Origin of the sequence: Amycolatopsis sp. NPDC006125 (genome assembly GCF_040614195.1) — a bacterium.
Lineage (GTDB): Bacteria > Actinomycetota > Actinomycetes > Mycobacteriales > Pseudonocardiaceae > Amycolatopsis_E > Amycolatopsis_E tucumanensis.
Genome location: NZ_JBEXTZ010000120.1, coordinates 1 through 23170, shown reverse-complemented (window position 1 = coordinate 23170; position 23170 = coordinate 1). Strand labels below are relative to the sequence as shown.

The window sequence follows — 23170 nt, the reverse complement described above, 5'->3', positions numbered from 1 at the left end:
CAGGGCCGCAAGCTTTGTGCTTTCGGCCGCCGGACCCAGCGCAGGTTGCGGCCCTGGCTCAAGGTGATCGTCACGTGTCAGGCGACGGGATGACCACCCAGCTACCTTGTGTTCACAGACCTCAATATCCGCGTACCGCGTTCACCTGCACGCGCAGTACCTGCGGATACGTCTTCGAGAACTCCTCCAGGCTGCCGCTGACCGACTCCATCGCCTCCCGGTATTTCGCCACGTACGTGGCGTTCTCGTGGGCCGGGGGCAGCGTGTCGGCCGGGTGGGCCAGGCCGCGGAACACCACGACGTCCCCGCCCTGCTCGTCGCTGTTGAAGTGGAGCGTCACCTGCGGCCGGTCGCGGATGTGGGACAGCCGCTTGGCGTGCGCGAGGTTGTAGACCAGGAAGCCGCCGTCGTCCCACACGAACCACACCGGGTTGGGCTGCGGGGTGCCGTCGGGGCCGGTCGTGGTGAGCCAGACGACCCGCTCGTGCTCGAGCCGTTCGCGCACCCGCTGCCCGAACGGGCTGGACGGGTCGGGGAGCACGTCACCTGCCATGTCCGCCAGCGTAGTGGCCGGGCTCACTTCCGGCGCAACTCCACGCACCGCCCGTGATAGGCATTCGGGGATCGAGCGCCGGAAAGGATCATCGATGCGTCTGCTGCTGCTGTCCAACTCGACCGCGCCCGGACGCGGATACCTGGAGCACGCGACCGACGCGCTGGGCGAAGTGCTCCAGGACGTGCGCCGCCTGGTGTTCGTGCCGTTCGCGCTGGCCGACCACGACGGGTACACGGCGATCGTCGCCAAGGCGCTGGCCCCGTTCGGCATCGAGGTCGCCGGCGCCCACCAGGACGATCCGATCAGGTTGCTGAACTCCGCGCAGGCCGTGTTCACCGGTGGCGGCAACACGTTCCGGCTCCTGCGCGAACTGTACCGCCGCGAACTGCTCGCCCCGATCCGCGACCGCGTCGCGCACGGCACCGTCTACATCGGATCGAGCGCGGGCACGAACGTCGCCTGCCCCACCATCCGCACCACCAACGACATGCCGATCGTGCAGCCGCCGACGTTCGACGCGGCCGGGTTCGTGCCGTTCCAGATCAACCCGCACTACCTCGACCCGCAGCCGGGATCCACACACATGGGCGAGACCCGTGAGGAGCGCATCGAGCAGTTCCTCGAGGAGAACGACGTGCCGGTGCTGGGAATGCGCGAAGGCACCTGGCTGCGCCGCGAAGACCGGTCCCTCACGCTGGGCGGCGACGACGCCGGCGCCCGCCTGTTCCGCCGCGGTTCCGAGCCCGCCGAGTTGCGGCCGGACGCGGACCTCAGCGACCTTCTAGCGTGCGAGATCGCCTGAGCTCGTCCGCCAGCTCGGCGCGGCGGGCCAGGACCTCGTCGCGCGACTTGGCCATGTCGTGCAGCACCGACTTGCGCTTGCGCAACGGCAACCGGTCCACGTAGAGGCCGCCGCCGAGGTGGTCGGTCTCGTGCTGCAGACACCGCGCGAAGTAACCCCGGCCCTCGACGACCAGCGGCTGCCCGTCCTGGTCGACCCCGCGCACGACGGCGTGGTCGGCGCGCGGCAGCTTCGCGTACGGGCCGGGCACGGACAGGCAACCCTCCGGCGCCTCGATCAGCCGCCTGCTGTCGACGGGCTCCTCGTCGAGCACCGGGTTGAGGATGTGGCCGATGTGCCGGTCGCCGTACTCGTCCCAGCAGTCCCACACGAACAGTCGCAGGTCGACGCCCACCTGGTTGGCCGCAAGGCCGGCGCCCTCGGCCACGTACAGCGTGGCGAACATGTCGTCGATCAGGGCCGACAGCTCCGGCGTGCCGAACTCCGCCGCCGCGCGGCACGGTCGTGCCAGGATCTCCTCGCCGATCTCGGTGATCCGCCGCGGCGTCCCGCGTCGGGCTTCCGGCAGCACCCGCGGGCAGTCGCCGACCGGCTGCCCCTGCACGTAGACGGCCATGCACCCCTCCTTGCAAAGCACTTTGCAAAGTAGCACACTTTGCAAAGTGGAGAACCGACCCGAGTCGAAGCTGCCCGACCACCCCGTCCGCGTCGCGCTTCTGGACCTGCTCGCCGAGCTGGGCACCGTCACCGCGAACGAGGCCGCCCGCCGCCTCGGGTACAGCTCCGGCCTGTGCTCGTTCCACCTGCGGCAGCTCGCGCGGGCAGGCCTGATCGAAGAGGCGCCGCGCGGCCGGGGGCGAATCAAGCCGTGGCGGCTGCGCTGGGATTCCGCGCAATCCCCGGACCCGGACGATCAAAGCTTCTCGGCCGTCCTGCACCTGACTCCGCACGAGCTGGCGGAACTCACCGCATCCGTGCGAGAATTGATCAAGCGTTTTCCGGAACGCGCATCCGGGGATCCCGATTCCCGGCCGGTCGAAGTCAATTTCTCCGCGTTTCTGGCGCCCGTGAACCGCACCCGTCAATAAAAGGTTCAACGGAGTTTCAGCAGCCGAGACAACCGTTTGCTACATTCGGATGACGATGCTTCGTGACCGCTCCGGCCCGTGCCTACCATGGTGCAACTGCGAGCGACGGGATGCGATCATGACAACGCACATCGATTTTCGCCCCGCGGACAGCTGCTTCGGCTGCCTCGTTCCCCACGAGCAGACCCCCGCCGACGAGGAATGGTGTTTCGACGCGCAGGGCCACCCGCTTTGCGGGCAATGCGCCCGCGACGAGCAGATCATTCACGAACCGTGGACGGGCCCACCGGAGGCCCGCCGCGCCGAATGGGATTTGGTGCAGGACCTGTCGTATTTCCTCCATTGACCTACCGCGCACGGCGAACTGTGCCGGGTGGGCTAACCTGAGCAACGCCAATGGCGTCGAGGTCAGCTTGTGCGGGGAGGTGAGCGCGATCGCGGACACCACGGCCCGCCCCACCGTGAGCAGGCGGCGCGAGGTCAGCCACACGAGCGCGCGGTCGGTGCTGATGACCGTGCTCGGCGAGTTCGTGCTGCCCCGCGACCGCCCGGTGTGGACCTCCACCCTCGTCGACGTGCTCGGCATGTTCGGCGTCGAGGAGAAGTCGGCCCGCCAGGCCCTGGCCCGCACCGCGGCCGAGGGCTGGCTGGTGTCGCAGCGGCAGGGCCGGCGCGTGCGCTGGTCGCTGACCGCGCCGGGACGGCGGCTGCTGACCGAGGGCGCCGAGCGCATCTACGGCTTCGGCCGCGCGGACACCCCGTGGGACGGCACGTGGCTGATGCTGCTGGTGTCGGTGCCCGAGACTAAGCGGGACCTGCGGCACAGCCTGCGCACGCGGCTGACCTGGGCCGGGTTCGGGTCGCCGACGCCCGGCGTGTGGATCTGCCCCGACCCGAGCCGCCAGGACGAGGCGAACTCCATCGTGCGTGAGCTGGGTCTGGACGCGGAGGCGATGTCGTTCGTCGCGTCGTACGGCCGGATCGGCGACGAGGACGCGATGGTCGCGCGGGCGTGGGACCTGACGGCGCTGGAGGAGCGCTACGAGGACTTCATCGACGAGTTCGCCGCGCTGGCGCCCGAGTCGGGCGAGGCGGTGCTGCACGCGCAGACCCGCCTGGTGCACGAGTGGCGGCGCTTCCCGTTCCTCGACCCGCGCCTGCCGGGCCGCCTGCTGCCCGACGGCTGGAGCGGCGCCAAGGCGGCCGAACTGTTCCACCGCAGGCACGTGGAATGGCGGCCGGTCGCGCAGCGCCACTGGGACACGCTGGTGAGCGAGGAAGAAGCGGCCTAGTCCGGCAGGTTCCCGTCGCCGCCGAGGTTCGCGACCATCCGCCGCAGGACGTTGATCGTCGTCACGAAGTCGGCGGGGTCCACTCCCTCGTGCATCCGCTCGTGGACGCGCGCGTTGCGGTCGCGGGCCCGCAGGCGGCCGGCCTCGCCGGCTTCGGTGAGCGTCAGGCCGTCCCGCTCGGTCAGCCAGCCCCGCGCGACGAGGTCGTCGAAGACCGCATCGAAGTCGATGCCCAGGTCGTCGTAGCGGGCGAGGCGCCGGACGAGCGCCTCGCGCGTCCACTCCCCCGGCTTGCCCGCGACGTGGTTCAGCGTCCACCAGTGCGGCTGGGTGAGGTCCTCGACCGCGAGCGCCTCCCGCAGCGCACCGACGACCAGCCGGTACGCCTCGCCGCTCCACGCCCCGATGGGCTGGGCGGCCACTACTTCGTCGGTGTATTCCTTGATCACGAGCCGACCGTAGAACCTCCAGCGGACTGGAGGTCAACTACAGCTCCCAGACCTCGGACTCCGGCTGCGTCAGCCGGATCGCCGTGCGCCGCACCGCTTCGGCTGCCCGGTCCTCGTCCACGTCGCCCGGCACGAACACCACGGCGACGCTGCCCGCGGCGCCGTGCGCGAGCCGGACGGGCGCGGCGATCTCGGTGAGCCCGGCGTGGATCTCGCCGACCGTGCGGACGTACCCGGTCTGCCGCGCCCAGCCCACCTCAGGACGCTCGTCCGGATGTGCGGGACCGGTGGACTGGATGGCCAGGCCGCACGCCCCGCGGTCCAGCGGCGCCCGCGTCCACGGCTGGTAGGCGACGGCGGCTCGGCGGCGGTCCGGTTCGGCCGTCACTACGGCGACGACCTGACCACCTCGTGGCACCGCGAAGAACGCCGTCGCGCCCACGGTGTCGGCCAGCTCGCCGAGCACCTCGTGCAGGCGGGCCTGGGCGTCGCCGAGGACGGTCCGCGACAGGACGAGCAGCCCGAGCCCCAGCGTGTAGCGGCCTTCAGCGGTGCGCCGCGCCAGCTGGCGGTCCTCCAGCGTGCGCAGGATGCGGTAGACGATCGAGCGGTGCAACCCGGCCGCGTCGGCGATCTGGTGGCTCGTGCGGGGCTGCCCGTCGGCGAGGACGTCCAGCACGTCGAGCGCCCGGTCCAGCGTCTGCGCGCGAACGCCCGGCTTGGTCTCCACCCCGCTCCCCTTCGTTGCCCGCGTCACTCTAACACGCTAGGCTGCTCGCATACCGAGCTCAGAACACCGATCAACGCTCGATATCAGAGCTGCCTGGGGAGGCTTCGTCGTGCCCGAGACGTCGCTCGATGACCACCCGGCCGTCGACCCGGCGCACTTCCGCCGCACCATGGGGCGGTTCACCAGCGGCGTCACGGTGGTCACCACGGTCGACGGCGAGCACGTGCACGGCATGACCGCCAACGGCTTCCTGTCGGTCTCGCTGGAGCCGCCGCTGGTCCTGGTGTCGCTCGGGCGCCGGTCGCGGATGGCCGGTCTGCTGCGCCGCACCGGGCGCTACGCGGTCAGCGTGCTCGCCGGCGACCAGCAGGACCACTCGCGGCACTTCGCCGGGCAGCCGGTCCCCGGGCTGCGCCCGGAGTTCCACCACCGCGACGGGTTCGCCTTCCTGGACGGCGCGCTGAGCCACATCGGCTGCGACGTCGTCGAGGTGCACCCGGCCGGGGACCACCTGCTGTTCCTCGGCCGCGTGACCCGTCTGTCCTATTCGGACGCCGAACCGCTGGTCTTCTTCACCGGTTCCTATCGCGCGCTGCACTGAACGAGGAGAGTTCTCAATGGCGGGAATCGGCATCGTCGGCGCCGGGATCGCCGGCCTGCACCTGGGCCTGCAACTGCGGCAGCACGACGTCCCGGTCACCATCTACAGCGACCGGACCGCGGAGCAACTGGCGGGCGGCCGCCTGCCGAACAGCGTCGCGCACCACCACACGACGGTCGCGCGCGAGCGGTTGCTCGGCATCGACCACTGGGACGCCGAGGAGTACTTCTACTTCGGCCACCACCACTACATCGGACTGCCGGACCCGTTGTCGTTCCCCGGTTTCTTCACCGCGCCGTCCCGCGCGCTGGACTACCGCATCTACCTGCCGCGGATCCTGGCGGACTTCACCGACCGCGGCGGCGACTTCCAGGTGCGACCCGTCGGGCCGGCGGACGTGGCGGAGCTGTCCGACCGCCACGACCTGGTCGTCGTGGCTTCCGGGCGGGGCAGCCTGAGCGCGATGTTCCCGCGCCGGGCGGACAAATCGCCCTACGACAGCCCGCAGCGCAAGCTGTGCGTCGGGCTCTACGAGGGCATCGCGCACTCCGAACCGCGTGGCGTCACGATGAGCATCTCGCCCGGCAACGGCGAGCTGCTGGAGATCCCGATCTTCTCCTTCGCCGGTCACGTCACCGCGCTGCTGTTCGAGAACATCCCCGGCGGTGACACCGAGGTGCTGGCCGAGGCGCGCTACGACGACGACCCGGCCGCCTTCGAGAAACTGGTGCTGGAGAAGACGCGGCAGCACCACCCGCGGACGTTCGAGCGGATCGACCCGGCGAAGTTCCGGCTCACCGGGCCGCAGGACCTGCTGCAGGGCGGGGTCCTGCCGTCGGTGCGGGAGGACTACACGCGGCTGCCCAACGGCAAGTACGTCGTGGCGCTCGGCGACGCGCACGCCGTGGTGGACCCGGTGGTCGGCCAGGGCGCGAACTGCGCGTCGTACTCGGCGTGGGAGCTGGGCCGGACCATCCTGGAGGACCAGAACTTCGACGAGCGGTTCTGCCGGAAAGTGGCGCTGCGGCGGGAGAACGTCGTGCACGCGACGGCGGACTGGACCAACCTGATGGTCCGCGTGCCGCCCGCCCCGCACCTGCTGCAGCTGCTCGGCGCGATGTCGGCGAACCAGGCGGTGGCGGACACCTTCACCGACAACTTCAGCCACCCGGACCGCCAGTGGGACATCCTCGCGTCGCCCGAACGGGTGCGGAAGTTCCTGGCCGGGCACGGGATGGCGGACTGAACTGTCGGTGGCAGGCCGTAAGGTTCCGGGCGTGATGGATTACCTGAGCATCCCGACCGCGGCCGGCACGTTCGACGCGATCGCGGCCGGGCCCGCCGGCGGCAGGCCCGTGCTGCTGCTGCATGGCTTCCCGGAGGCGGCGATCTCCTGGGAGTACCAGGTCGCGGTGCTGGGCGACCGGGGGTTCCGCGCGGTGGCGCCGGACCAGCGCGGCTACTCGCCGGGGGTGCGGCCGGAGCAGGCGGCCTCCTACGGCATGGACGAGCTGGTCGGGGACGTGCTGGCGATCGCCGACGCACTGGAGTGGTCGCGGTTCGACCTGGTGGGGCACGACTGGGGCGGCGCCGTCGCGTGGTGGACGGCGTCGGAGCACCCGGAGCGGCTGCGGACCCTGACGGCGGTGTCGACGCCGCACCCCGGCGCGCTGGGCCAGGCCGTGCGCACGGACGAGGACCAGCAGATGCGGTCGCAGTACATGCGTGACTGGCGGTCCAGTTCCACGGAACGGCAGATGCTCGCGAACAACGCCGAGGCCCTGCGGCGCATGTTCGAGTGGAAGGTGCCCCAGAGCCGGGTCGACGAGTACATCCGGCGGCTGTCCGAGCCGGGCGCGCTGACCGCGGCGCTCAACTGGTACCGGGCCAACCGCCCGCGGGCGACCATCGACAAGGTGTCGGTGCCGACGCTGTACGTGTGGAGCACGGAGGACGTCGCCCTCGGCTCGACGGCGGCGCTGGACACCGAGAACTGGGTGACCGGGCCGTACACGTTCCAGATGCTGGAGGACGTCACACACTGGATCCCGGAGGAGGTTCCGGAGGTGCTGACGGCGATGATCCTGGAGCACCTGAACGCGTTCTGACACCACCGCGGCGCCGTGCCTATTCACGGCGCCGCGCGTCGGTCTCGGGTCAGGAGCGCGAGAATTCGGCGCTCACCGCGTTCGGGCCGTCGTACTCGCGGTCCGGCAGCTTGCGGAGGTGGTCCAGCACGTCGTCCGGCGCGCCCTGGCTCTGCGCGTGGTCGACCAGCTTGTCCCGCGTGCACGGGTAGTCGACGCCGGACAGGAACTTCTGCATCTGGATCGGGTTCGGGGCAGCCATGTCCTGCTCCTTCCTGTTGTCTCTCGGTCGCCCCGGGGGCTACCCACCGATCGGGCCGTCACTCGCCCTGTTTCGGGGATCGACCCGACGGGAAGCCCGTCACCATGCGCGCGACCATCCTGAACTGCACGTTGAAGCCCTCGCCGGAGCCGTCGAACACCGACGCGCTGGCCGAGGTCGTGGCGGCAGGCCTGCGCGAGCTCGGCGCCGACGTGCGGACCATCCGGCTGGTCGACCACGACATCAAGCCGGGTGTCAGCAGCGACATGGGCGACGGCGACGAGTGGCCCGGAATCCGCGAGGAGATCCTGAACTCGGAGATCCTCATCATGGCGTCACCCACGTGGGTCGGGCACCCCTCGTCGGTAGCGCAGCGGGCGATCGAACGCATGGACGCGATGCTGTCCGAGACGGGCGACGACGGTACACCGGTTGCATACAACCGCGTCGCGGGCGTGGTCGTGACCGGCAACGAGGACGGCGCGCACCACGTGATCAGCGAGATCAACGGCGCGCTCGGCGACATCGGCTTCACCATCCCCGGGCAGGCCTGGGTGTACTGGAACATGGGCCCCGGACCGGGCCCGAGCTACAGCGACACCGACCACGGGCACCAGTACGTGCACCAGGTGGCGGGCCTGATGGCGAAGAACCTCTACGCGGTGGCCGCCGCCCTGCGCGACCGCCCGATCCCGGCACAAGTCTCACGCGGCGAAGACTGAGGTTCCCGGGCGGCTGCGCGCCTGACCCGGCTCCTGGCCCAGTCGCGCCGCCGCCCTTACGCGACCGCAAAACCGCCCCCGGCGAAGACTGTGAACCACTCACCCCATTGCTCATCCCGTTCCACACGGCGAACCCACCCGGCGCACCCACCCGGGTGACAGTCCGCCGCTGACGCCCCGGAATTGTCGTACCCCCTCGCTAGTGTTCGCGGTGTCCGGAAGGGGGCGGAGATGCGAGCGGTTGTGGTGGACGGCCCGGGCGGGCCGGAAGTGTTGCGGGTGCGGGAAGTTCCGGTGCCCGAGGCGCGGGACGGCTGGACCGTGGTGCGGGTCGAGGGTTTCGGGCTGAACCGGTCGGAGCTGATGACCCGGCAGGGGCATTCGCCGAACGTGCGGTTCCCCCGGGTGCTGGGCATCGAGTGCGTCGGCGTGGTCGCGGAGTCCGCACGGCTCGCGCCGGGCACCAAGGTGGCCGCGGTGATGGGCGAGATGGGCCGGGAGTTCGACGGCGGGTACGCGGAGTACGCGCTGCTGCCGGACGATCTGCTGATCCCGGTGGAGACCGATCTGCCGTGGGAGGTCTTCGCCGCGCTGCCCGAGACGTACTTGACCGCGTGGGGGGCGCTGGAGGCGTTCGGGCCGGTGTCGCCGGGGCAGAGCCTGCTGATCCGCGGCGGGACGTCGTCGGTGGGGATGGCGATGCTGTCGCTGGCGCGGGAACGGGGGCTGGTGACCATCGCGACGACGCGGAACCGGGACAAGGTGGCGGCGCTGGAGAAGGCGGGCGCGTCGCACGTGGTGGTGGACGGCGGGGACATCGGCGCCGACGTCCGCGCGTTGTGCCCGGACGGCCCGGACTTCGTGCTGGACCTGGTCGGAGCGCCAACGGTGCCGGAGTCGCTGCGGCTGGTCAGGCGCGGCGGCACGGTGTGCGTGACGGGCATGCTGAGCGGCAAGTGGGCGATCCCGGACTTCCAGCCGGTGGCGGCGATCCCGTCGGGCACGAAGCTGACGGCCTTCCAGAGCAACGACATCCGGGGCACAGCCGGCGGCGGCGCGCTGCAGGCGATCGTCGACGGCGTGGCGAGCGGCGCGTACCAGCCGAACCTCGACCGGGTGTTCCGGCTGGAGCAGATCGTCGAGGCCCACACCTACATGGAGACCAACCAGGCCACCGGAAAGGTGGTGGTCCGGAACAACTGACCCCAGCGGCCGACAAACCCACGCCAGATCCAGCGCGACTGCTGCCACCGGCACGCAGCCGGTGACAGAAGGCCAGCCGCCGAACCACCCACGGCACTGGCCCGCCGGTTGCTGCCACCGGGAGGCACCGGCCGCAGGCGACTCGACGCACCACCCACAGCACTGGCCCGCCCGCGACTGCCCGCGCCCGCCGCCCGCGCCTCCCCAGCCGCGGCGGCCGGCGGCGCGCTGCCTGGTCATCGCGCCTGTTACGTCTTCCCGTCGCCACCCGTCATACCGGTGCCGACCCGAAACCGAGGTCGTCGGACGAGGACGAGGTCGAGAACAGGGTGCTGACGAACATCATGTCCGCGACGGTCTACGTGACCGACCAGGACCGCGCGCTGAAGTTCTACACGGAGAAACTGGGCTGGAGCGGGGCGTCGACTACCCGGGCCCGGACGGACGCTTCCTCACCGTGGGCGTGCCCGGCAGCCCGGTCAAGATCATCCTGTGGTCGCACCCAGCGGCCGCCGGACAACCGGTCGACCCGGGTGGCGCGCCGGGTCGCCGCCGGCGCACGGCTGTCCGCGGCCGCGCGCGGACGCGCGGTGCTCGTCAACGGCCGCCCCGGCTTCGTCGCCTGGAGCGAAGATGACGCACCGCTCTCGATCATCGCGTTCACCGTCGCCGACGGGCGGATCGTGGACATCGCGGTCGTGACCGACCCGGCCAAGCTCGCGGCGGCGAACCTGCCCCATCCGGCTTGACTCAACGCGACCGCATGGCCCGGTACCACCGGGGCGAAGTGTTCACGGGAGGCTTCAACGACGCACGCACCACCAGGACGTTCGGCTCGTCGCTGCGCACGAACTCGCCGAGCAGCCGCCGGAAAGCACGGCCGAAACCCTCCACCCGCCCGGCGTCCACGCCGAAAGACCGGGCCAGTCCGACGAAATCCGGCGTGTGCAGGTTGACCCCGCGGTGCGGCAGGCCCTCCCGGTCCTGGTCGAACCGGAGCATGCCGTACCCGCCGTCGTCGACGATGATCACCGTCACCGGCAGCGATTCCTGCGCCAGCGTCGCCAGATCGCCGCACCCGTACAGGAAACCGCCGTCGCCGCTGACGCACACCACCCGGCCCGCGCCGGTGGCCGCCGCGCCCAGCGCGGCCGGGAACCCGAACCCGAGCGTGCCCCAGCCCATCGGGTACGCGAACCGGTGCGGCGCGCGCACGCGGTGGAAGCCGCCCGCCCAGTAACCGGCGATGCACATGTCCGCCACCAGCATCGCGCGCTCGGGCAGCGTCTCTTCCAGCGTGCGCAGGAAATCCGCGGCCTGCGGCTCCTCGCTGCGGATGCGGCGGCGCACCTGCTCGGAGATCCGCTGCAGCCGCTCGGTCAGCTCGGCGAGCCCGGGCCGGGCCGGCAACCCCTGCAGCAGCTCGGGCACCACGTCCCGCGCGTCGCCGGCCAGGGTGATGTCGGGCGGGTAGTTCTTGGCCGCGTCCTTAGGATCGACGTTGATCACGATGAGCTTCGGCGGCTTGGGCATGAGCCAGTTCTGCGTCATCAGGCCGTCGAAGTCGGTGCCGATGCCGAGCACCACGTCGGCCTCGTCCCACAGCGCGCCCACCTCCGGCGCGTGCACGGGGTTCGGCGCGGCACACGGGTGCGCGGGCGGCAGCAGACCACGCGCGGCGAACGTCGTGATCACCGGTGCGGCCAGCTTCTCCGCCAGCTGCCCGATCACCTCTCCCGCACCGGCCCTGGCCGCGCCGCCGCCCGCCCAGATCAGCGGCCGCGACGCCATCGCCAGCATGCGCCGCGCCGCGTCGAGATCCGACACGGCCAGCGCCGGGAACGCCTCGGTCGGTTCCGGGTCCGGGCCGCGGAAACCGTTGTGCCGCAGGAAATCCGTGGGAACACCGACGTACACCGGACCGCTCTGCGGCCGCAACGCCAGCCGGGCGGCGCGCAGGACCGTGGGCGCCAGGTCCCCGGGCGTCTCGACGGTGAACGCCGCCTTCGTCACCGGCGCGAACAACGCGGCCTGGTCGCTCGTCTCGTGCAGGACACCGCGCACCATGCCCGGCCGCCGCAGTCCCGCCGGGATGTCGGTGGCGATCACCAGCACCGGCGAGCCGGACGCCATCGCCTCCCCGACCGCGGCGATCGTGTTCGCCGCGCCCGGTCCGGTCGTCACGATCGCGACGCCGAGTTTGCCGGTCGCCCGCGCGTACCCGTCCGCGGCGTACCCGGCGGTCTGTTCGTGCCGGACGCCGATCAGCCGGAGCGGGCTGTCCGCGAGCGCTTCCCAGATCGGCAGGTTGTGCACGCCCGGGAGGCCGAACGCGACCTCGGCCCCGAGCTCGAGCAGCGCGTCCACGAGGTGCTGGGCGCCGGTCTTCGTCACGCCGTCAGAGTATGGCACCCCGTCACCACTGCGGGGGCACGACCTCGTCCGGGGGCGGCGGTCCGGGCGGGGTGCCGTCGCCGAAGGGCCGTCCGCCCAGGTCGGCGCGCCCGTGCGGCTGCGCCCACCCGGAAAGGTCCGGACCATTCGGCACGATCCGCGTCGGGTTGACCTGCTCGTGCACCTGGTAGTAGTGCCGCTTGACGTGGTCGAAGTCCACGGTGTCGCCGAAACCGGGCGTCTGGAACAGATCCCGCGCATACGCCCACAGCACCGGCATCTCGGTCAGCTTGTTCCGGTTGCACTTGAAGTGCCCGTGGTAGACCGCGTCGAAGCGGACGAGCGTGGTGAACAGCCGGATGTCGGCCTCGGTGATCGTGTCCCCGACCAGGTACCGCTGGCCCGCCAAGCGCTCGGACAGCTCGTCGAGCTGTGCGAACAGGCGCCGGTACGCGTCGTCGTAGGCGGACTGCTTCGTCGCGAACCCCGCTTCGTACACGCCGGCGTTGACGTCGCGGTGCACCGAGCGGTTGATCTCGTCGATCTCGTCGCGCAACGCCTCGGGGTACAGGTCCGGCGCGCCGTCGCGGTAGTGGGCGCCCCACTGCGTGTCCAGGTCGAGGGTGATCTGCGGGTAGTCGTTGGTGACCAGCTTGCCGCTGGGGATGTCGACGATCGCGGGCACGCTGATGCCGCCGTCGTAGTCCGGGTCGGCGGCACGGTAGGCCTCGCCGAGGAACTCGATGCCCAGCACGGGATCGCGGCCGCCGGGGTCGAGGGTGAACCGCCAGCTCCGCTCGTCCTGGATCGGGTCGGCGATCGCGACTGACAGCGCTTCCTCCAGCCCCATCAGCCTGCGCACGATCAGCGCGCGGCTGGCCCACGGGCACGCGCGGCTGACGACGAGCCGGTACCGGCCCGCCTCGGCGGGCCAGCCGTCCGCGCCGTCGGCCGTGATCCGAGCCGTGAAGCGGTTCGGCGCCCGCTTGAACTCGCCGGTTTCCGGGTCCGTCGGGATGGTCATTCCCTCAGCGTAGATTGTGTTCCGGGCCGTAGCAGTACGCGTAGACTCAATGACCCTGGGCACACCAGCGCCCTGGACGGAAGGTGGTCACCGATGCCGTTGATGCCCTTCACCGACTCGATGTTCCTGCTGGTGGAAAGCCGCGAGCACCCGATGCACGTCGGCGGCCTGCAGCTGTTCCAGACTCCCGAGGGCGCCGACCACACCTGGCTGCGCAGCCTGCGTGAGGACCTGGTCAAGAACACCGACGTGCGGCAGCTGTTCCGGCAGCGCGTCGCCCGCCCCGTGAACACGCTCGGTTACGCCGCCTGGGCGAGCGACGACGACCTCGACCTCGACTACCACTTCCGGCATTCCGCGCTCCCGTACCCGGGCCGGGTGCGGGAGCTGCTGGAGCTGACGTCGCGCTGGCACAGCACGCTGCTCGACCGGCACCGCCCGCTCTGGGAGATCCACCTGGTCGAAGGCCTGCAGGACGGCCGGTTCGCCATGTACAGCAAGGTGCACCACGCGCTGATGGACGGTGTTTCGGCGTTGCGGCACCTGCAGGGCACGCTGTCCGACGACCCGGACGACCGCAGCTGCCCGCCGCCGTGGGGCTCGCGTCAGGTGCCGCGCGGCAAGCCGCCGCGTAACGCACGGTCACTGCTGCGGATGGGCACGAGTTCGCTGAAGCAGATCGCCGGAATGGCGCCGGCGGCGGCGAAGGTGGCGCGGGAAGCCTTCCGCGAGCACACGCTGCTGCTGCCGATGCAGGCCCCGAAGACGATCTTCAACGTGCCGATCGGCGGTGCGCGCCGGTTCGCCGCGCAGTCCTGGCCGCTCGGGCGGGTGCGCGCGATCGCGACCGCCACCGGGACCTCCCGCAACGACGTGGTGCTCGCGATGTGCTCGGGCGCGTTGCGGGACTACCTCATCGAGCAGCGCGCGCTGCCGGACGCGCCGCTGGTCGCGATGGTGCCGGTGTCGATGCGCAAGCCGACCGACACCGGTGAGGCCGCGGGCAACCAGATCGGCGCGGTGCTGTGCAACCTCGGCACCGACAAGCCGGATCCGGCGTCCCGGCTGATGACGATCCACCAGTCGATGCGCGAGGCGAAGCGGATCTTCAAGGAGCTGACGCCGTTGCAGGCGCTGCTGCTGTCCGGCATCAACGTGGCGCAGCTGGGCATCTCGCCGGTGCCCGGGTTCGTGAACAACACGCGTCCGCCGTTCAACCTGGTGATCTCGAACGTGCCCGGGCCGCGCAAGCAGATGTACTGGAACGGCGCGAAGCTGGACGGCATCTACCCGGCGTCGGTGCTGCTCGATGGGCAGGCGCTCAACATCACGCTGACCAACAACGGGGACAACCTGGACTTCGGGATCACCGGGTGCCGCCGGTCGGTGCCGCACCTGCAGCGGATCCTGACGCACCTGGACACGGCGCTGGAGGAACTGGAGTTCGCCGCGCGCTGACGCGGGCGGGGGCCGGCGCGCGGCCCCCGCCGGTGGTCAGGCCACGCCCTCCGGGCTGGCGCCCTCGACCTGGACGCCACGCGAGGTGATCTCCTCGATGCGGGCCAGGTCGTCGCCGGTGAGGTCGAGATCCGCCGCGGCGACGCTGTCCTCGATGTTGCGGGCCCGCCGCGCGCCGACGATCGCCACGTGGATGCCCGGCTGGTGCAGGGTCCAGGCGATGGCGAGCTGGCTGACCGTGGCGCCCTTCTCGGCCGCGAGGTTCTTCAGCTGCTCGACGACCTCCAGGTTCTTCTGGAAGTTCGCACCCTGGAAAGCGCTGGAGTTCGCGCGCCAGTCGCCGGGCTCGAAGGTCGTGCGCGGGTTGAGGGCGCCGGTGAGGAGGCCGCTGCCGAGCGGGCTGTAGACGAGGACGCCGATGTTGTGCTCGCGGCAGTACGGGAGCGGGTCGTCCTCGATCGCGCGGCGGAACAGGTGGTAGGGCGGCTGCAGGGTCTCGACCGGGCGGGTGCGGTCGAACGCGGCCAGTTGCGCGGTGTCGTAGTTGGACACGCCGACGTGGCGGATCTTGCCCGCGTCGACGAGTTCCTGGAGTGCCTGGGCGGTTTCCTCGGCCGGGGTGTCCGGGTCGGGCCAGTGGACCTGGTACAGGTCGATGTGGTCGAGGCCGAGGTGGCGCAGGCTCTCGTCGACGCCCTTGCGCAACCAGTCGCGGCGGGCGTCGCGGGGCCGGTCGCTGCCCGGGTTGATGCCGCCCTTGGTGGCGATCACGAGGCTGTCGCGGTCGCGTTTCAGCTCGTCCCGCAGGGCGCGGCCGAGGAGGGCCTCCGATTTGCCGAAGCCGTACGCCTGGGCGGTGTCGAAGAAGTTCACGCCGAGCTCACGTGCGTGCTGGATGGCCTGGACGGCCGCGTCCTCGTCGAAGGAGCCCCAGTCGCCTCCGAGCTGCCAGGTCCCGAACGCGATCCGGGAGACGTCGAGTCCGCTCTTGCCCAAAGTGGTTCTCCGCATGGTTCAAGGACAGCACATGGCGCGGTGGGGCGCATCGTGGAGCTGGCGTGGGTGGTTTGGGGTCCTTTGTGGATTTTGGTGGTGGGTGAACGGGTCGTTCATGGTTCGGCGAGTGGACCGCTCTTGCGGGTGCGACTCGCGACTCGACGACAGGGCACCTCGCGCCGCGATGAACGGGCCATTCATCACTCGCTGAGAGGCCCACTCATGCACGCGACACCCGCGACACGACGACAGGGCACCTCGCCCGGCGTGAATGGACCGTTCATCGCTCGGCGAGGGGTCCACTCGTGCGGGTGCCACTCGCGACTCGACGACAGGGCACCTCGCGCCGCGATGAACGGACCATTCACGCCTCGGCGAGAGGCCCACTCACACAGGCGCCACCGGCGGGTCGACGACAGGTGCAGCTCGCGCAGCGATGAACGGACCGTTCATCGTTCGGCGAGAGGTCCACTCATGCACGCGCCACTCGCGACGCGATGAAAGATGCAGGTCGCGCGGCGATGAACGAGCCATTCACCGCCCAGCCGGCCGCCCAGCCCACCAAACCGCAGGCCGCCCAACTCACCGTCCAGCGGGTCGGTCCGTCGGCCAGGGACGGACCTCCTCGAACAGCCTCGCCACCGCCAGCACCAGGTCATCCGAGTGCCGCGGCCCCACGATCTGCAACCCCACCGGCAGCCCATCCGCCGTCGTCCCCGCCGGGACGCTGATCGCCGGCTGTTGGGTCATGTTGAACGGGTACGTGAAGGGCGTCCAGTCCGGCCAGCCGCTCATTCCGCTGCCCGGCGGCACGTCAAACCCAGCCTCGAAGGGCGGGACGGCCACCGTCGGGGTGATCAGCACGTCGTACCGCGTGTGGAACTCGCCCATGCGGATGCCCAGCGCCGCGCGCTCCGCGTTCGCCGCCAGGTAGTCCGACGCCGAGTACGTCTTCCCCTGCTCCCACACCTGCCGCAGGCCCGGGTCGATCTTCGCCTCGCAGCCGGCCGGGAACGTGTCCAGCCACTGCGCGGCGCCGGTCGACCACAGCACGTCGAACGCCTCCCGCGGGTCGGCGAAACCCGGGTCGGCCTCCTCGACCCGCAGCCCGGCCTCGTCGAGCGCGGCCACCGCCGACGTGACGATCTGCCGCACCTCCGGGTCCACCCTGGCCCAACCCAGCGTCGGCGAGAACGCGGCGTACAGGCCCCGTACGTCCCGCCGCACGGCCTCGCGGTACGCGCCCAGCGGCGGCTCCAGCGCGTTCGGGTCCCGGTGGTCCGGCAGCGCCAGCACGTCGAGCAACAACGCCACGTCCGACACCGACCGCGCCATCGGCCCGGCATGCGACAACGCCCCGAACGGGCTCGCCGGCCACAACGGGATACGACCGTATGTCGGCTTCAACCCCACGATCCCGCAGAACGACGCCGGGATCCGCACCGACCCGCCACCATCGGTCCCGACCGACAGCTCACCCATCCCGGCCGCGACCGCCGCACCACTGCCACCGCTGGACCCGCCGGGCGTCTTCGCCGGGTTCCACGGGTTGCGCGTCACCCCGGTCAGCGGGTTGTCCGTCACGCCCTTCCACGCCAGCTCGGGCGTGGTCGTCTTGCCGAGCAGCACCAGCCCGTTCTCCCGCAGCCGCGCGGTGACCGGGCTGTCCACCTCCCACGGCTGGTCCCGGTCGACGCACGTCGAACCACGCAGGGTGGGCCAGCCCTGGGTGAGGAACATGTCCTTGATCGAAGTCGGCACCCCGTCCAGCGAGCCGATCGGGTTGCCCTCGCGCCACCGCGCCTCCGACGCCTTGGCGCCCTCGCGGGCCACCTCCGGGTCGACCAGGCAGAACGCGTTGCACTCCCTGTCCCGCTCCTCGATCGAGCGCAGCGCGGCCTCGGTCGCCTCGACGGGGCTGATCTCGCCGGTCGAGTAGGCGGCGACCAGCTCACTCGCCGTCAACAGGGTGCTCATGGTGAACTCCTCACCGATCGGACGGCACGTACCCCAGCTGCTTGTCCACGACATTACGAAGCGGGGCGCCAGTCTGCCAGCGGTGGAAGTTGTCCGCGAACACCTCGACCAGCGTGTCCCGCCACCCGATGAAGTCACCGGACATGTGCGGCGAGACCAGCACGTTCCGCATCGTCCACAACGGACTGTCGATGGGCAGCGGCTCGGTGTCGAACACGTCCAGCGCGGCGCCCGCGATGCGCCCCGTCCGCAGGGCCTCGACCAGGTCGCCGGTGACCACCAGCTCGCCGCGGCCGACGTTGACGAAACGCGCGGTCGGCTTCATCGCGGCGAACGCCGCGGCGTCGAACAGGCCCTTGGTCTCCTCGGTCAGCGGCGCCACGGCGACGACGTAGTCGAAGGCCGGCAGGTGCTCCACCAGCCGGTCCGACGCGTGCACGTCCCCGAAGTCCGGGTCCCCGGAGCGCGCCCGGCGGCCGGCACCCGAGACGCTCATCCCGACGGCGCGCAGCATCCGCGCGATCGCCCTGCCGATCGGCCCGGTGCCCACCACCAGCGCCGAGCGCCCGGCGATCCGCTCGGTCTCGCGGTGCTGCCAGCGGCTCTGACGCTGCAGGTCGAGCGACCCGTGCAGGTCCTTCGCGAAGGTGAGGATCACCCCCAGGACGTATTCCGCTATCGAGTCGTCGAACACGCCGCGCGAGTTGGTGAGCACGACGTCGCTGTCCCGCATCCCGGGGAACATCACCGGGTCCACCCCGGCGCTCGCGATGTGCAGCCAGCGCAGGCGGTCCGCCGCGTGCCAGGCCTCCGGCACCGCACGGGAAAGGAAGTCGTGGACAAAAAGGACGTCGGCGCCGCGGAGCGCGTCGGCCAGGCCGGCCTCGCCCGTGTAACGCACGACGGCCGTCGAAGCGATGCGCTGCATGGCCGGCGATTCGGTGAGGTCCCGGGCCTGGTCTTCACCGCACAACACCGCCAGCACCGGATTCTCAGTACCGATCACCGTTGACACGGTAAGAGCCGGTCGTATGATTGTCAACAATCCGAGGAGCCACCCCGGAGGCTTCCTTCAGAACGTCCCGGAGGCTGAGCCTTGGATTTCGACTTCCCTGTCTTCGACGGGCCACTGGCGCAGCGAGGCATCGGAGTCATCGCACCCTTCGACCTGGCGCTGGAGCGCGAGCTCTGGCGCTGGATCCCGATGGAGGTGTCGCTGCACCTCGCCCGCACGCCCTACGAACCGGTGCCGGTCAGCATGGAGATGGCCCAGCTGGTCAGCAACCACCAGCACCTGGCCGCCGCCACCCGCGACGTGCTGCACGTCGAGCCCGAGGTGGTCGCGTACCTGTGCACGTCGGGCAGCTTCGTCAACGGCCTGGACTACGAACGCTCCCTGTGCAAGGCGATCTGCGACGCCGGCGCGCCGGACGCGGTCACCACGTCGGGCGCGCTGGCCGAGGTGCTGCACCTGCTGGACGTCCACAAGGTCGCGGTGATCACCCCCTACGACGCGGACCTGACGGCGAGCCTGCACGACTTCCTCGCCGAGCTGAACGTGGACACCGTCTCCAGCGACCACCTCGGGCTCGGCGGCGGGATCTGGAAGGTCAGCTACCGCACGATCGCCGAGCGGATACTCGGCGCCGACCACCCCGACGCCGAGGCGATCTTCGTGAGCTGCACGAACCTCCCGACGTACGACGTGATCGAACCGCTGGAGGTGGCCCTGGGCAAGCCCGTGCTGACCGCGAACCAGCTCACGATGTGGGCTTGTCTGAGACGCATGGAGCTGCCGATCGTCGGTCCCGGCAAGTGGCTGCGCGAAGTGTCCTGAACACCGTAACGTAGGATTGTCTACAATTTGGGAGGTTTGTGCATGGCGACCGTCGGCTTCATCTACCCGGACCACGCCGCGGAGGACGACTACCCGTTCGCCGAGCGGCTGCTGGGTTACCGGATCTCGCTGCCGGTCGAGCACATCTACGGCACCGACCTGCACGCCGTGCCTGAGCTGCTCGACCTGGGCAGCGAGAAGCGGCTGGCCGAGGGCGCCGCGCTGCTCGCCAAGCACGAGCCGGACGCCGTGGTGTGGGCGTGCACCAGCGGCAGCTTCGTCTACCGCTGGCAGGGCGCGCACGAGCAGGTGGAGAAGCTGTCGGCCGCCGCGGGCAAGCCGGCGTCGAGCACGTCGTTCGCGTTCGTCCGGGCCGCGCAGGCGCTCGGTCTGAAGCGGGTCTCGGTGGCCGCGAGCTACCCGGACGACGTGGCGAAGCTGTTCGTGGAGTTCCTCGGCGCGGGCGGCATCGAGGTGGTCGCCATGTCGAGCGAGGACATCGACACGGCCGCGGAGGTGGGCAGGCTGAGCCCCGAGGCGGTCGTCGAGCTGGCGGTGGCGCATGATCACCCGGCGGCGGACGCCGTGCTGGTGCCCGACACCGCGATGCGCACGCTGGGTGTGCTGGGCGCGATCGAGGAGCGGCTGGGCAAGCCGGTCCTGACCGCGAACCAGGTGACGATCTGGGAAGGGCTCCGGCTGACCGGCCAGGTGCCCCGGTGCGAACAGCTGGGCAGACTGTTCGCAGAAGGCAGGTGAACCATGGCCCTGGCCGACATCGAACCGGTGAGCCGGGAGTCGACCGCGGCGATCATCGCGCGGCAGCTCCGCGAGGCGATCATGAACGGCACGTTCGCGCCGGGCACGCAGCTCGGGGAGACCGAGCTGGCAGGCCGGTTCCAGGTGTCCCGCGGCCCGCTGCGCGAGGCGATGCAGCGGCTGGTGTCGGAGGGCCTGCTGCGCAGTGAGCGGCACCGCGGGCTGTTCGTGATCGACCTCGAACCGGACGACGTGCACGACATCTACTCGGCGCGGTTCGCCATCGAGCGGGCCGCGCTGATCCGGGTGCTGCGGCACGGTGACCGGGAGGGCCTGGCCGTCCGGCTGCTGGATGCGGTGGAGGAGATGGCGTCGGCCACCGACGGGGACGAGGTGTCGGCCGCGGACGTCCGGTTCCACGAGGAGCTGGTGGCGGCCTCGGGGTCCAAGCGGCTCGGGCGGATGGCGCGGACGCTGCTCATCGAGACGCGGATGTGCCTGTCCGCGCTGCACCGCACGTACGCGACGAACGAGGAGCGGGTGACCGAGCACAAGCGCATCGCGGAGGCGATCGGCGCCGGCGACGAGGAGCTCGCGGTGTCGCTACTGGAGGCGCACATGGAGGACGCGGTGCAGCGCCTCGCCCCGGGGACCAGCCTGCACGCCTGAATTGTCCGGCTTCCCGTTGCGCTGTAACGGGAAGCCCGAGGCTCGCGATCTTGGTTTCGTCCGCGCGCGACGCGGTGGAACGGGGAGGATCGCGTGCGGTTCTGGGCACTGGCGGCTGCACTGGCGTTGAGCGGCTGTTCGGCAGCGGGTCCGGCCGCGCCGACTTCGGTGTCCGAGATGCCGAAGCCGAGCGGTCAGGCCCGGCTGGCGGCAACGATGCTCACCGAGGACCAGGGCACGTCGCTGGAGCTCGAGTCGCCTGGCGGACCGGTCCCGTTCATGCCGTCGCAGAACAAGAAGTTCGCGCTCGTGGCCGGGTGCGCCACTCCGTTGGCCACGGACGCGAAGATCGTGCGCGCCGAGCAGCAGACCTGGCAGAGCGACCACTACGCGCTGGACGAACTGTCCGTCCAGTACCAGGGCATCGACGCCGCCGACGCGGTGGCCGAGGTGCAGCGGGTGTCCGCGTGCCGCGCGGAGATCGGGAGCGGGAAGGTCGACCCGGTGGAGGTTCCGCCCGCGCCCGGCGTCGACGCCGCGGCCGCGTTCTGCACCCTCGGCGACTACGACATGTACTACTGCTTCCTGGCCGAGGCGCGGGAGGACCTCGCCGCGGCAGCCGAGTTCCGCTACCTCGGCATCGCTGACGCCGCCGAACAGGAGTCGGCGAGGGCCTTCACGCAGCGGCTGGCGGCGGAGCTGGCGCACGGTCTGGAGCGCGCGTGAACCGCATCGCGCTCGCCGCTCTGCTCGTCCTGCTCGTGAGCTGTTCGGCGCCCGCCTCGCCGGCCCCGCCGCCGCCTCCGTCCACTTCGGAAGCGCCGCCCGACCCGGCGCCGGTCCGCGCGACGCTCCTCACGGCAGACGAGGCGCACCGGATCGGGTTCACCTCGGCCGCCGCGCCGCAGAACGGCCCGAAGCAGCTGATCGGCGCCTGCACGCTGCCTTCCGACGCGCACATCGTCCAAACGCAGCAGAACAACTGGTACACCGGGGACATCCTGTCCGCCGGGGTCAGCCTGCGCCAGGTCACCGCCCAGTACGACGGCGCCGTGGACGTGGTCGGCGAGTTCCGGACGGGCTGCGCGAAGGGCGTGGAAGTCCCGTTCGCGCCCGGTGCCGCGTCCTGCACGGAGACCGAATCCGCCTTCGACGAGCGCACCTGCGTCCTCGTGATGGCGCACGGCGACCTGGTCACCGCGGCGGTCCTCGACGTCACCGGCAACGCGCCGGGCAAGGTGCGCACCACCGCCCAGAACGCGCTCACCGCGCTGACGGCCCTGCTGCCCACCGCCGTGAGCCGGGCGTGAGGCGCCTCGCGGCGCTGCTCGCCGCCGTGCTCGTCCTCGCCGGGTGCAGCACCGAGATCGCCGGCACCGCGGACGTTCCGGGGCCGGGCACCGGGCCGGTCGTGTCCAAGTACGATCTCCAGCAGCGGCTCGTCGGCGCCATGCCCACCGACCCCGAACTCGCCCAGCTGGGTCTGCACTGGTCGTCCCCGCCACTGCCGTTCATCGAATCGGAGAACTCGCACTACAAGTTCATCTACGACTGCCCGAGCTACCTGCCCTCGGACGTCGCCATCCAGGCCGCCGAGTACGGCACCGCGGCTTCGGGAAGCTTCGACCACGGCGCGACGCTTTTCGTCATGACCGCGTCCTACCGCGGCCCCAGCGGCCCCACCGCCGTGTCCCAGGCGCGCACGTTCCGGGGCTGCATCCAGCTACCCGGAGCCGTCCGGGTCCCGCTGCCGCCGCTCGTCGGCGCCGACGAGCAAACCGCCTTCTGCGGGGACACGACGGACTCCTTCGGCTTCAACCGGGTCTGCATCCTGCTCCTCGCCAGGCAGAACGCGGCGACGGTGGCGACCTACGTCGTCGGCGACAAGAACCCGGCCGTCCCGCCCGCTCAGATGGAGACCGACCTGCCGCGCGTCGGGCAGATGCTCGCCACCGCGCTCACCCGCGCCTGACTCAGCCCTCGATCGTCCGCCCGACCACCGCGCCCAGTGCCGTCGCCGCGCCCGCGCTGCCCAGCGCCATCCCCCACCCGATCGGGCCGAGCGGCGTGCAGCCGAAGAACTGGCTGACCCCGGGCGTCTGGATCACGGCCGCGAGCAGGGCCACCGAGCCGAGCGACGTCGCCAGCACCGACCGGTTCCAGCCGCCCGTCAGGAGCGTCTGCCCGAGCTGCGTGCCGACCAGCCCGGCGAGCGCGACCGTGCTCGCCCGGCGGCCGCGGCCCGTCGCCCGCGCCAGCATCCA

The 23170-nt window shown here is 71.1% G+C and carries 28 protein-coding genes; 17 read left to right on the top strand and 11 right to left on the bottom strand.

The features are described 5' to 3' along the window. Positions 1–121: 121 nt before the first annotated feature. Positions 122–553 (bottom strand): TIGR03667 family PPOX class F420-dependent oxidoreductase, encoded by a 432-nt coding sequence (locus tag ABZ193_RS37920; RefSeq protein ID WP_237340306.1) that lies wholly within the window; start codon positions 551–553, stop codon positions 122–124. A gap of 94 nt (positions 554–647) precedes the next feature. Here ABZ193_RS37920 and pepE point away from each other — a divergent pair, with 94 nt between their 5' ends. Continuing rightward, positions 648–1358, top strand: a complete 711-nt coding sequence (gene pepE, locus ABZ193_RS37915) for a dipeptidase PepE (protein WP_020421553.1) — start codon at positions 648–650, stop codon at positions 1356–1358. On the opposite strand, the gene def is transcribed toward pepE, so the two are convergent. Then, the gene (gene def, locus ABZ193_RS37910) at positions 1327–1974 is read right to left on the bottom strand and encodes a peptide deformylase (protein ID WP_237340307.1); all 648 of its coding nucleotides are present in this window, start codon (positions 1972–1974) and stop codon (positions 1327–1329) included. The two genes, pepE and def, sit on opposite strands and share 32 nt — an antisense overlap. A gap of 46 nt (positions 1975–2020) precedes the next feature. Here def and ABZ193_RS37905 point away from each other — a divergent pair, with 46 nt between their 5' ends. The 3 genes from ABZ193_RS37905 to ABZ193_RS37895 all read left to right on the top strand — a co-directional run bounded on the left by ABZ193_RS37905 (position 2021) and on the right by ABZ193_RS37895 (position 3738). Further along, the gene (locus tag ABZ193_RS37905; protein WP_237340308.1) at positions 2021–2446 is read left to right on the top strand and encodes a helix-turn-helix domain-containing protein; all 426 of its coding nucleotides are present in this window, start codon (positions 2021–2023) and stop codon (positions 2444–2446) included. 118 nt (positions 2447–2564) lie between these two features. Beyond that, positions 2565–2792, top strand: coding sequence for a hypothetical protein (locus ABZ193_RS37900; RefSeq protein ID WP_020421556.1), 228 nt, complete (start codon positions 2565–2567; stop codon positions 2790–2792). 115 nt (positions 2793–2907) lie between these two features. Continuing rightward, positions 2908–3738 carry a PaaX family transcriptional regulator C-terminal domain-containing protein gene (locus ABZ193_RS37895; RefSeq protein ID WP_255346897.1) on the top strand — a complete coding sequence of 277 codons (831 nt, stop codon included), beginning with the start codon at positions 2908–2910 and terminating at the stop codon, positions 3736–3738. Here the strand turns inward: ABZ193_RS37895 and ABZ193_RS37890 are convergent. Further along, a complete protein-coding gene (locus ABZ193_RS37890) occupies positions 3735–4187 on the bottom strand; it encodes a MarR family transcriptional regulator (protein WP_237339912.1) in 453 nt (150 codons plus the stop codon). The two genes, ABZ193_RS37895 and ABZ193_RS37890, sit on opposite strands and share 4 nt — an antisense overlap. A gap of 37 nt (positions 4188–4224) precedes the next feature. Then, entirely contained in the window at positions 4225–4944 is a 720-nt protein-coding gene (locus ABZ193_RS37885; RefSeq protein WP_237339911.1) for a helix-turn-helix domain-containing protein, read from the bottom strand. A gap of 82 nt (positions 4945–5026) precedes the next feature. On the opposite strand from ABZ193_RS37885, the gene ABZ193_RS37880 reads away from it, so the two are divergent. The 3 genes from ABZ193_RS37880 to ABZ193_RS37870 are packed head-to-tail and all read left to right on the top strand — an operon-like array spanning position 5027 to position 7626. Further along, positions 5027–5518, top strand: coding sequence for a flavin reductase family protein (locus tag ABZ193_RS37880; protein WP_237339910.1), 492 nt, complete (start codon positions 5027–5029; stop codon positions 5516–5518). Between the two features lie 16 nt (positions 5519–5534). Beyond that, positions 5535–6764 (top strand): styrene monooxygenase subunit StyA, encoded by a 1230-nt coding sequence (gene styA, locus ABZ193_RS37875; protein WP_237339909.1) that lies wholly within the window; start codon positions 5535–5537, stop codon positions 6762–6764. A gap of 31 nt (positions 6765–6795) precedes the next feature. Beyond that, positions 6796–7626, top strand: coding sequence for an alpha/beta hydrolase (locus ABZ193_RS37870; RefSeq protein ID WP_237339908.1), 831 nt, complete (start codon positions 6796–6798; stop codon positions 7624–7626). A gap of 49 nt (positions 7627–7675) precedes the next feature. Here the strand turns inward: ABZ193_RS37870 and ABZ193_RS37865 are convergent, their stop codons facing one another. Further along, complete coding sequence (locus tag ABZ193_RS37865; RefSeq protein WP_020421563.1) at positions 7676–7867, bottom strand: DUF2795 domain-containing protein; 192 nt, start codon at positions 7865–7867, stop codon at positions 7676–7678. Positions 7868–7971: 104 nt separating this feature from the next. Here ABZ193_RS37865 and ABZ193_RS37860 point away from each other — a divergent pair, with 104 nt between their 5' ends. The 3 genes from ABZ193_RS37860 to ABZ193_RS37850 all read left to right on the top strand — a co-directional run bounded on the left by ABZ193_RS37860 (position 7972) and on the right by ABZ193_RS37850 (position 10541). Beyond that, complete coding sequence (locus ABZ193_RS37860) at positions 7972–8589, top strand: flavodoxin family protein (RefSeq protein ID WP_020421564.1); 618 nt, start codon at positions 7972–7974, stop codon at positions 8587–8589. A gap of 231 nt (positions 8590–8820) precedes the next feature. Then, positions 8821–9792, top strand: coding sequence for a zinc-binding dehydrogenase (locus ABZ193_RS37855; protein WP_354713467.1), 972 nt, complete (start codon positions 8821–8823; stop codon positions 9790–9792). Positions 9793–10121: 329 nt separating this feature from the next. Then, on the top strand, positions 10122–10541 hold the full coding sequence (locus ABZ193_RS37850; RefSeq protein WP_354713466.1) for a hypothetical protein: 420 nt from the start codon (positions 10122–10124) through the stop codon (positions 10539–10541). 1 nt (position 10542) lies between these two features. On the opposite strand, the gene ABZ193_RS37845 is transcribed toward ABZ193_RS37850, so the two are convergent. Both ABZ193_RS37845 and ABZ193_RS37840 read right to left on the bottom strand, forming a co-directional pair. Then, complete coding sequence (locus ABZ193_RS37845) at positions 10543–12186, bottom strand: thiamine pyrophosphate-binding protein (protein WP_354713465.1); 1644 nt, start codon at positions 12184–12186, stop codon at positions 10543–10545. A gap of 22 nt (positions 12187–12208) precedes the next feature. Next, positions 12209–13210, bottom strand: a complete 1002-nt coding sequence (locus tag ABZ193_RS37840) for a glutathione S-transferase C-terminal domain-containing protein (RefSeq protein ID WP_354713464.1) — start codon at positions 13208–13210, stop codon at positions 12209–12211. A gap of 93 nt (positions 13211–13303) precedes the next feature. On the opposite strand from ABZ193_RS37840, the gene ABZ193_RS37835 reads away from it, so the two are divergent. Then, a complete protein-coding gene (locus ABZ193_RS37835; RefSeq protein WP_020421570.1) occupies positions 13304–14668 on the top strand; it encodes a wax ester/triacylglycerol synthase family O-acyltransferase in 1365 nt (454 codons plus the stop codon). A gap of 36 nt (positions 14669–14704) precedes the next feature. On the opposite strand, the gene ABZ193_RS37830 is transcribed toward ABZ193_RS37835, so the two are convergent. The 3 genes from ABZ193_RS37830 to ABZ193_RS37820 form a co-directional block, all read right to left on the bottom strand. Further along, positions 14705–15679 (bottom strand): aldo/keto reductase, encoded by a 975-nt coding sequence (locus tag ABZ193_RS37830; protein ID WP_354713463.1) that lies wholly within the window; start codon positions 15677–15679, stop codon positions 14705–14707. A gap of 567 nt (positions 15680–16246) precedes the next feature. Next, on the bottom strand, positions 16247–17641 hold the full coding sequence (locus ABZ193_RS37825; protein ID WP_020421572.1) for an amidase: 1395 nt from the start codon (positions 17639–17641) through the stop codon (positions 16247–16249). A 10-nt stretch (positions 17642–17651) separates the two neighbouring features. Further along, the gene (locus ABZ193_RS37820; protein ID WP_354713462.1) at positions 17652–18647 is read right to left on the bottom strand and encodes a D-2-hydroxyacid dehydrogenase; all 996 of its coding nucleotides are present in this window, start codon (positions 18645–18647) and stop codon (positions 17652–17654) included. Positions 18648–18737: 90 nt separating this feature from the next. On the opposite strand from ABZ193_RS37820, the gene ABZ193_RS37815 reads away from it, so the two are divergent. The 6 genes from ABZ193_RS37815 to ABZ193_RS37790 all read left to right on the top strand — a co-directional run bounded on the left by ABZ193_RS37815 (position 18738) and on the right by ABZ193_RS37790 (position 22878). Then, positions 18738–19478 (top strand): Asp/Glu/hydantoin racemase, encoded by a 741-nt coding sequence (locus ABZ193_RS37815; RefSeq protein WP_020421574.1) that lies wholly within the window; start codon positions 18738–18740, stop codon positions 19476–19478. Between the two features lie 42 nt (positions 19479–19520). Further along, positions 19521–20237 carry a maleate cis-trans isomerase gene (locus tag ABZ193_RS37810; protein ID WP_020421575.1) on the top strand — a complete coding sequence of 239 codons (717 nt, stop codon included), beginning with the start codon at positions 19521–19523 and terminating at the stop codon, positions 20235–20237. A gap of 3 nt (positions 20238–20240) precedes the next feature. Then, positions 20241–20906 carry a GntR family transcriptional regulator gene (locus tag ABZ193_RS37805; protein ID WP_020421576.1) on the top strand — a complete coding sequence of 222 codons (666 nt, stop codon included), beginning with the start codon at positions 20241–20243 and terminating at the stop codon, positions 20904–20906. A 177-nt stretch (positions 20907–21083) separates the two neighbouring features. Then, on the top strand, positions 21084–21632 hold the full coding sequence (locus ABZ193_RS37800; protein ID WP_237339901.1) for a hypothetical protein: 549 nt from the start codon (positions 21084–21086) through the stop codon (positions 21630–21632). After that, a complete protein-coding gene (locus ABZ193_RS37795) occupies positions 21629–22216 on the top strand; it encodes a hypothetical protein (protein WP_237339900.1) in 588 nt (195 codons plus the stop codon). Before ABZ193_RS37800 ends, ABZ193_RS37795 begins: the two co-directional genes overlap by 4 nt. After that, entirely contained in the window at positions 22213–22878 is a 666-nt protein-coding gene (locus ABZ193_RS37790; RefSeq protein ID WP_237339899.1) for a hypothetical protein, read from the top strand. The genes ABZ193_RS37795 and ABZ193_RS37790 overlap by 4 nt, the downstream gene beginning before the upstream one ends. Before the next feature lies 1 nt (position 22879). On the opposite strand, the gene ABZ193_RS37785 is transcribed toward ABZ193_RS37790, so the two are convergent. Continuing rightward, on the bottom strand, positions 22880–23170 hold a 291-nt coding region (locus ABZ193_RS37785; RefSeq protein WP_354713460.1), incomplete at its 5' end, for a cation transporting ATPase C-terminal domain-containing protein.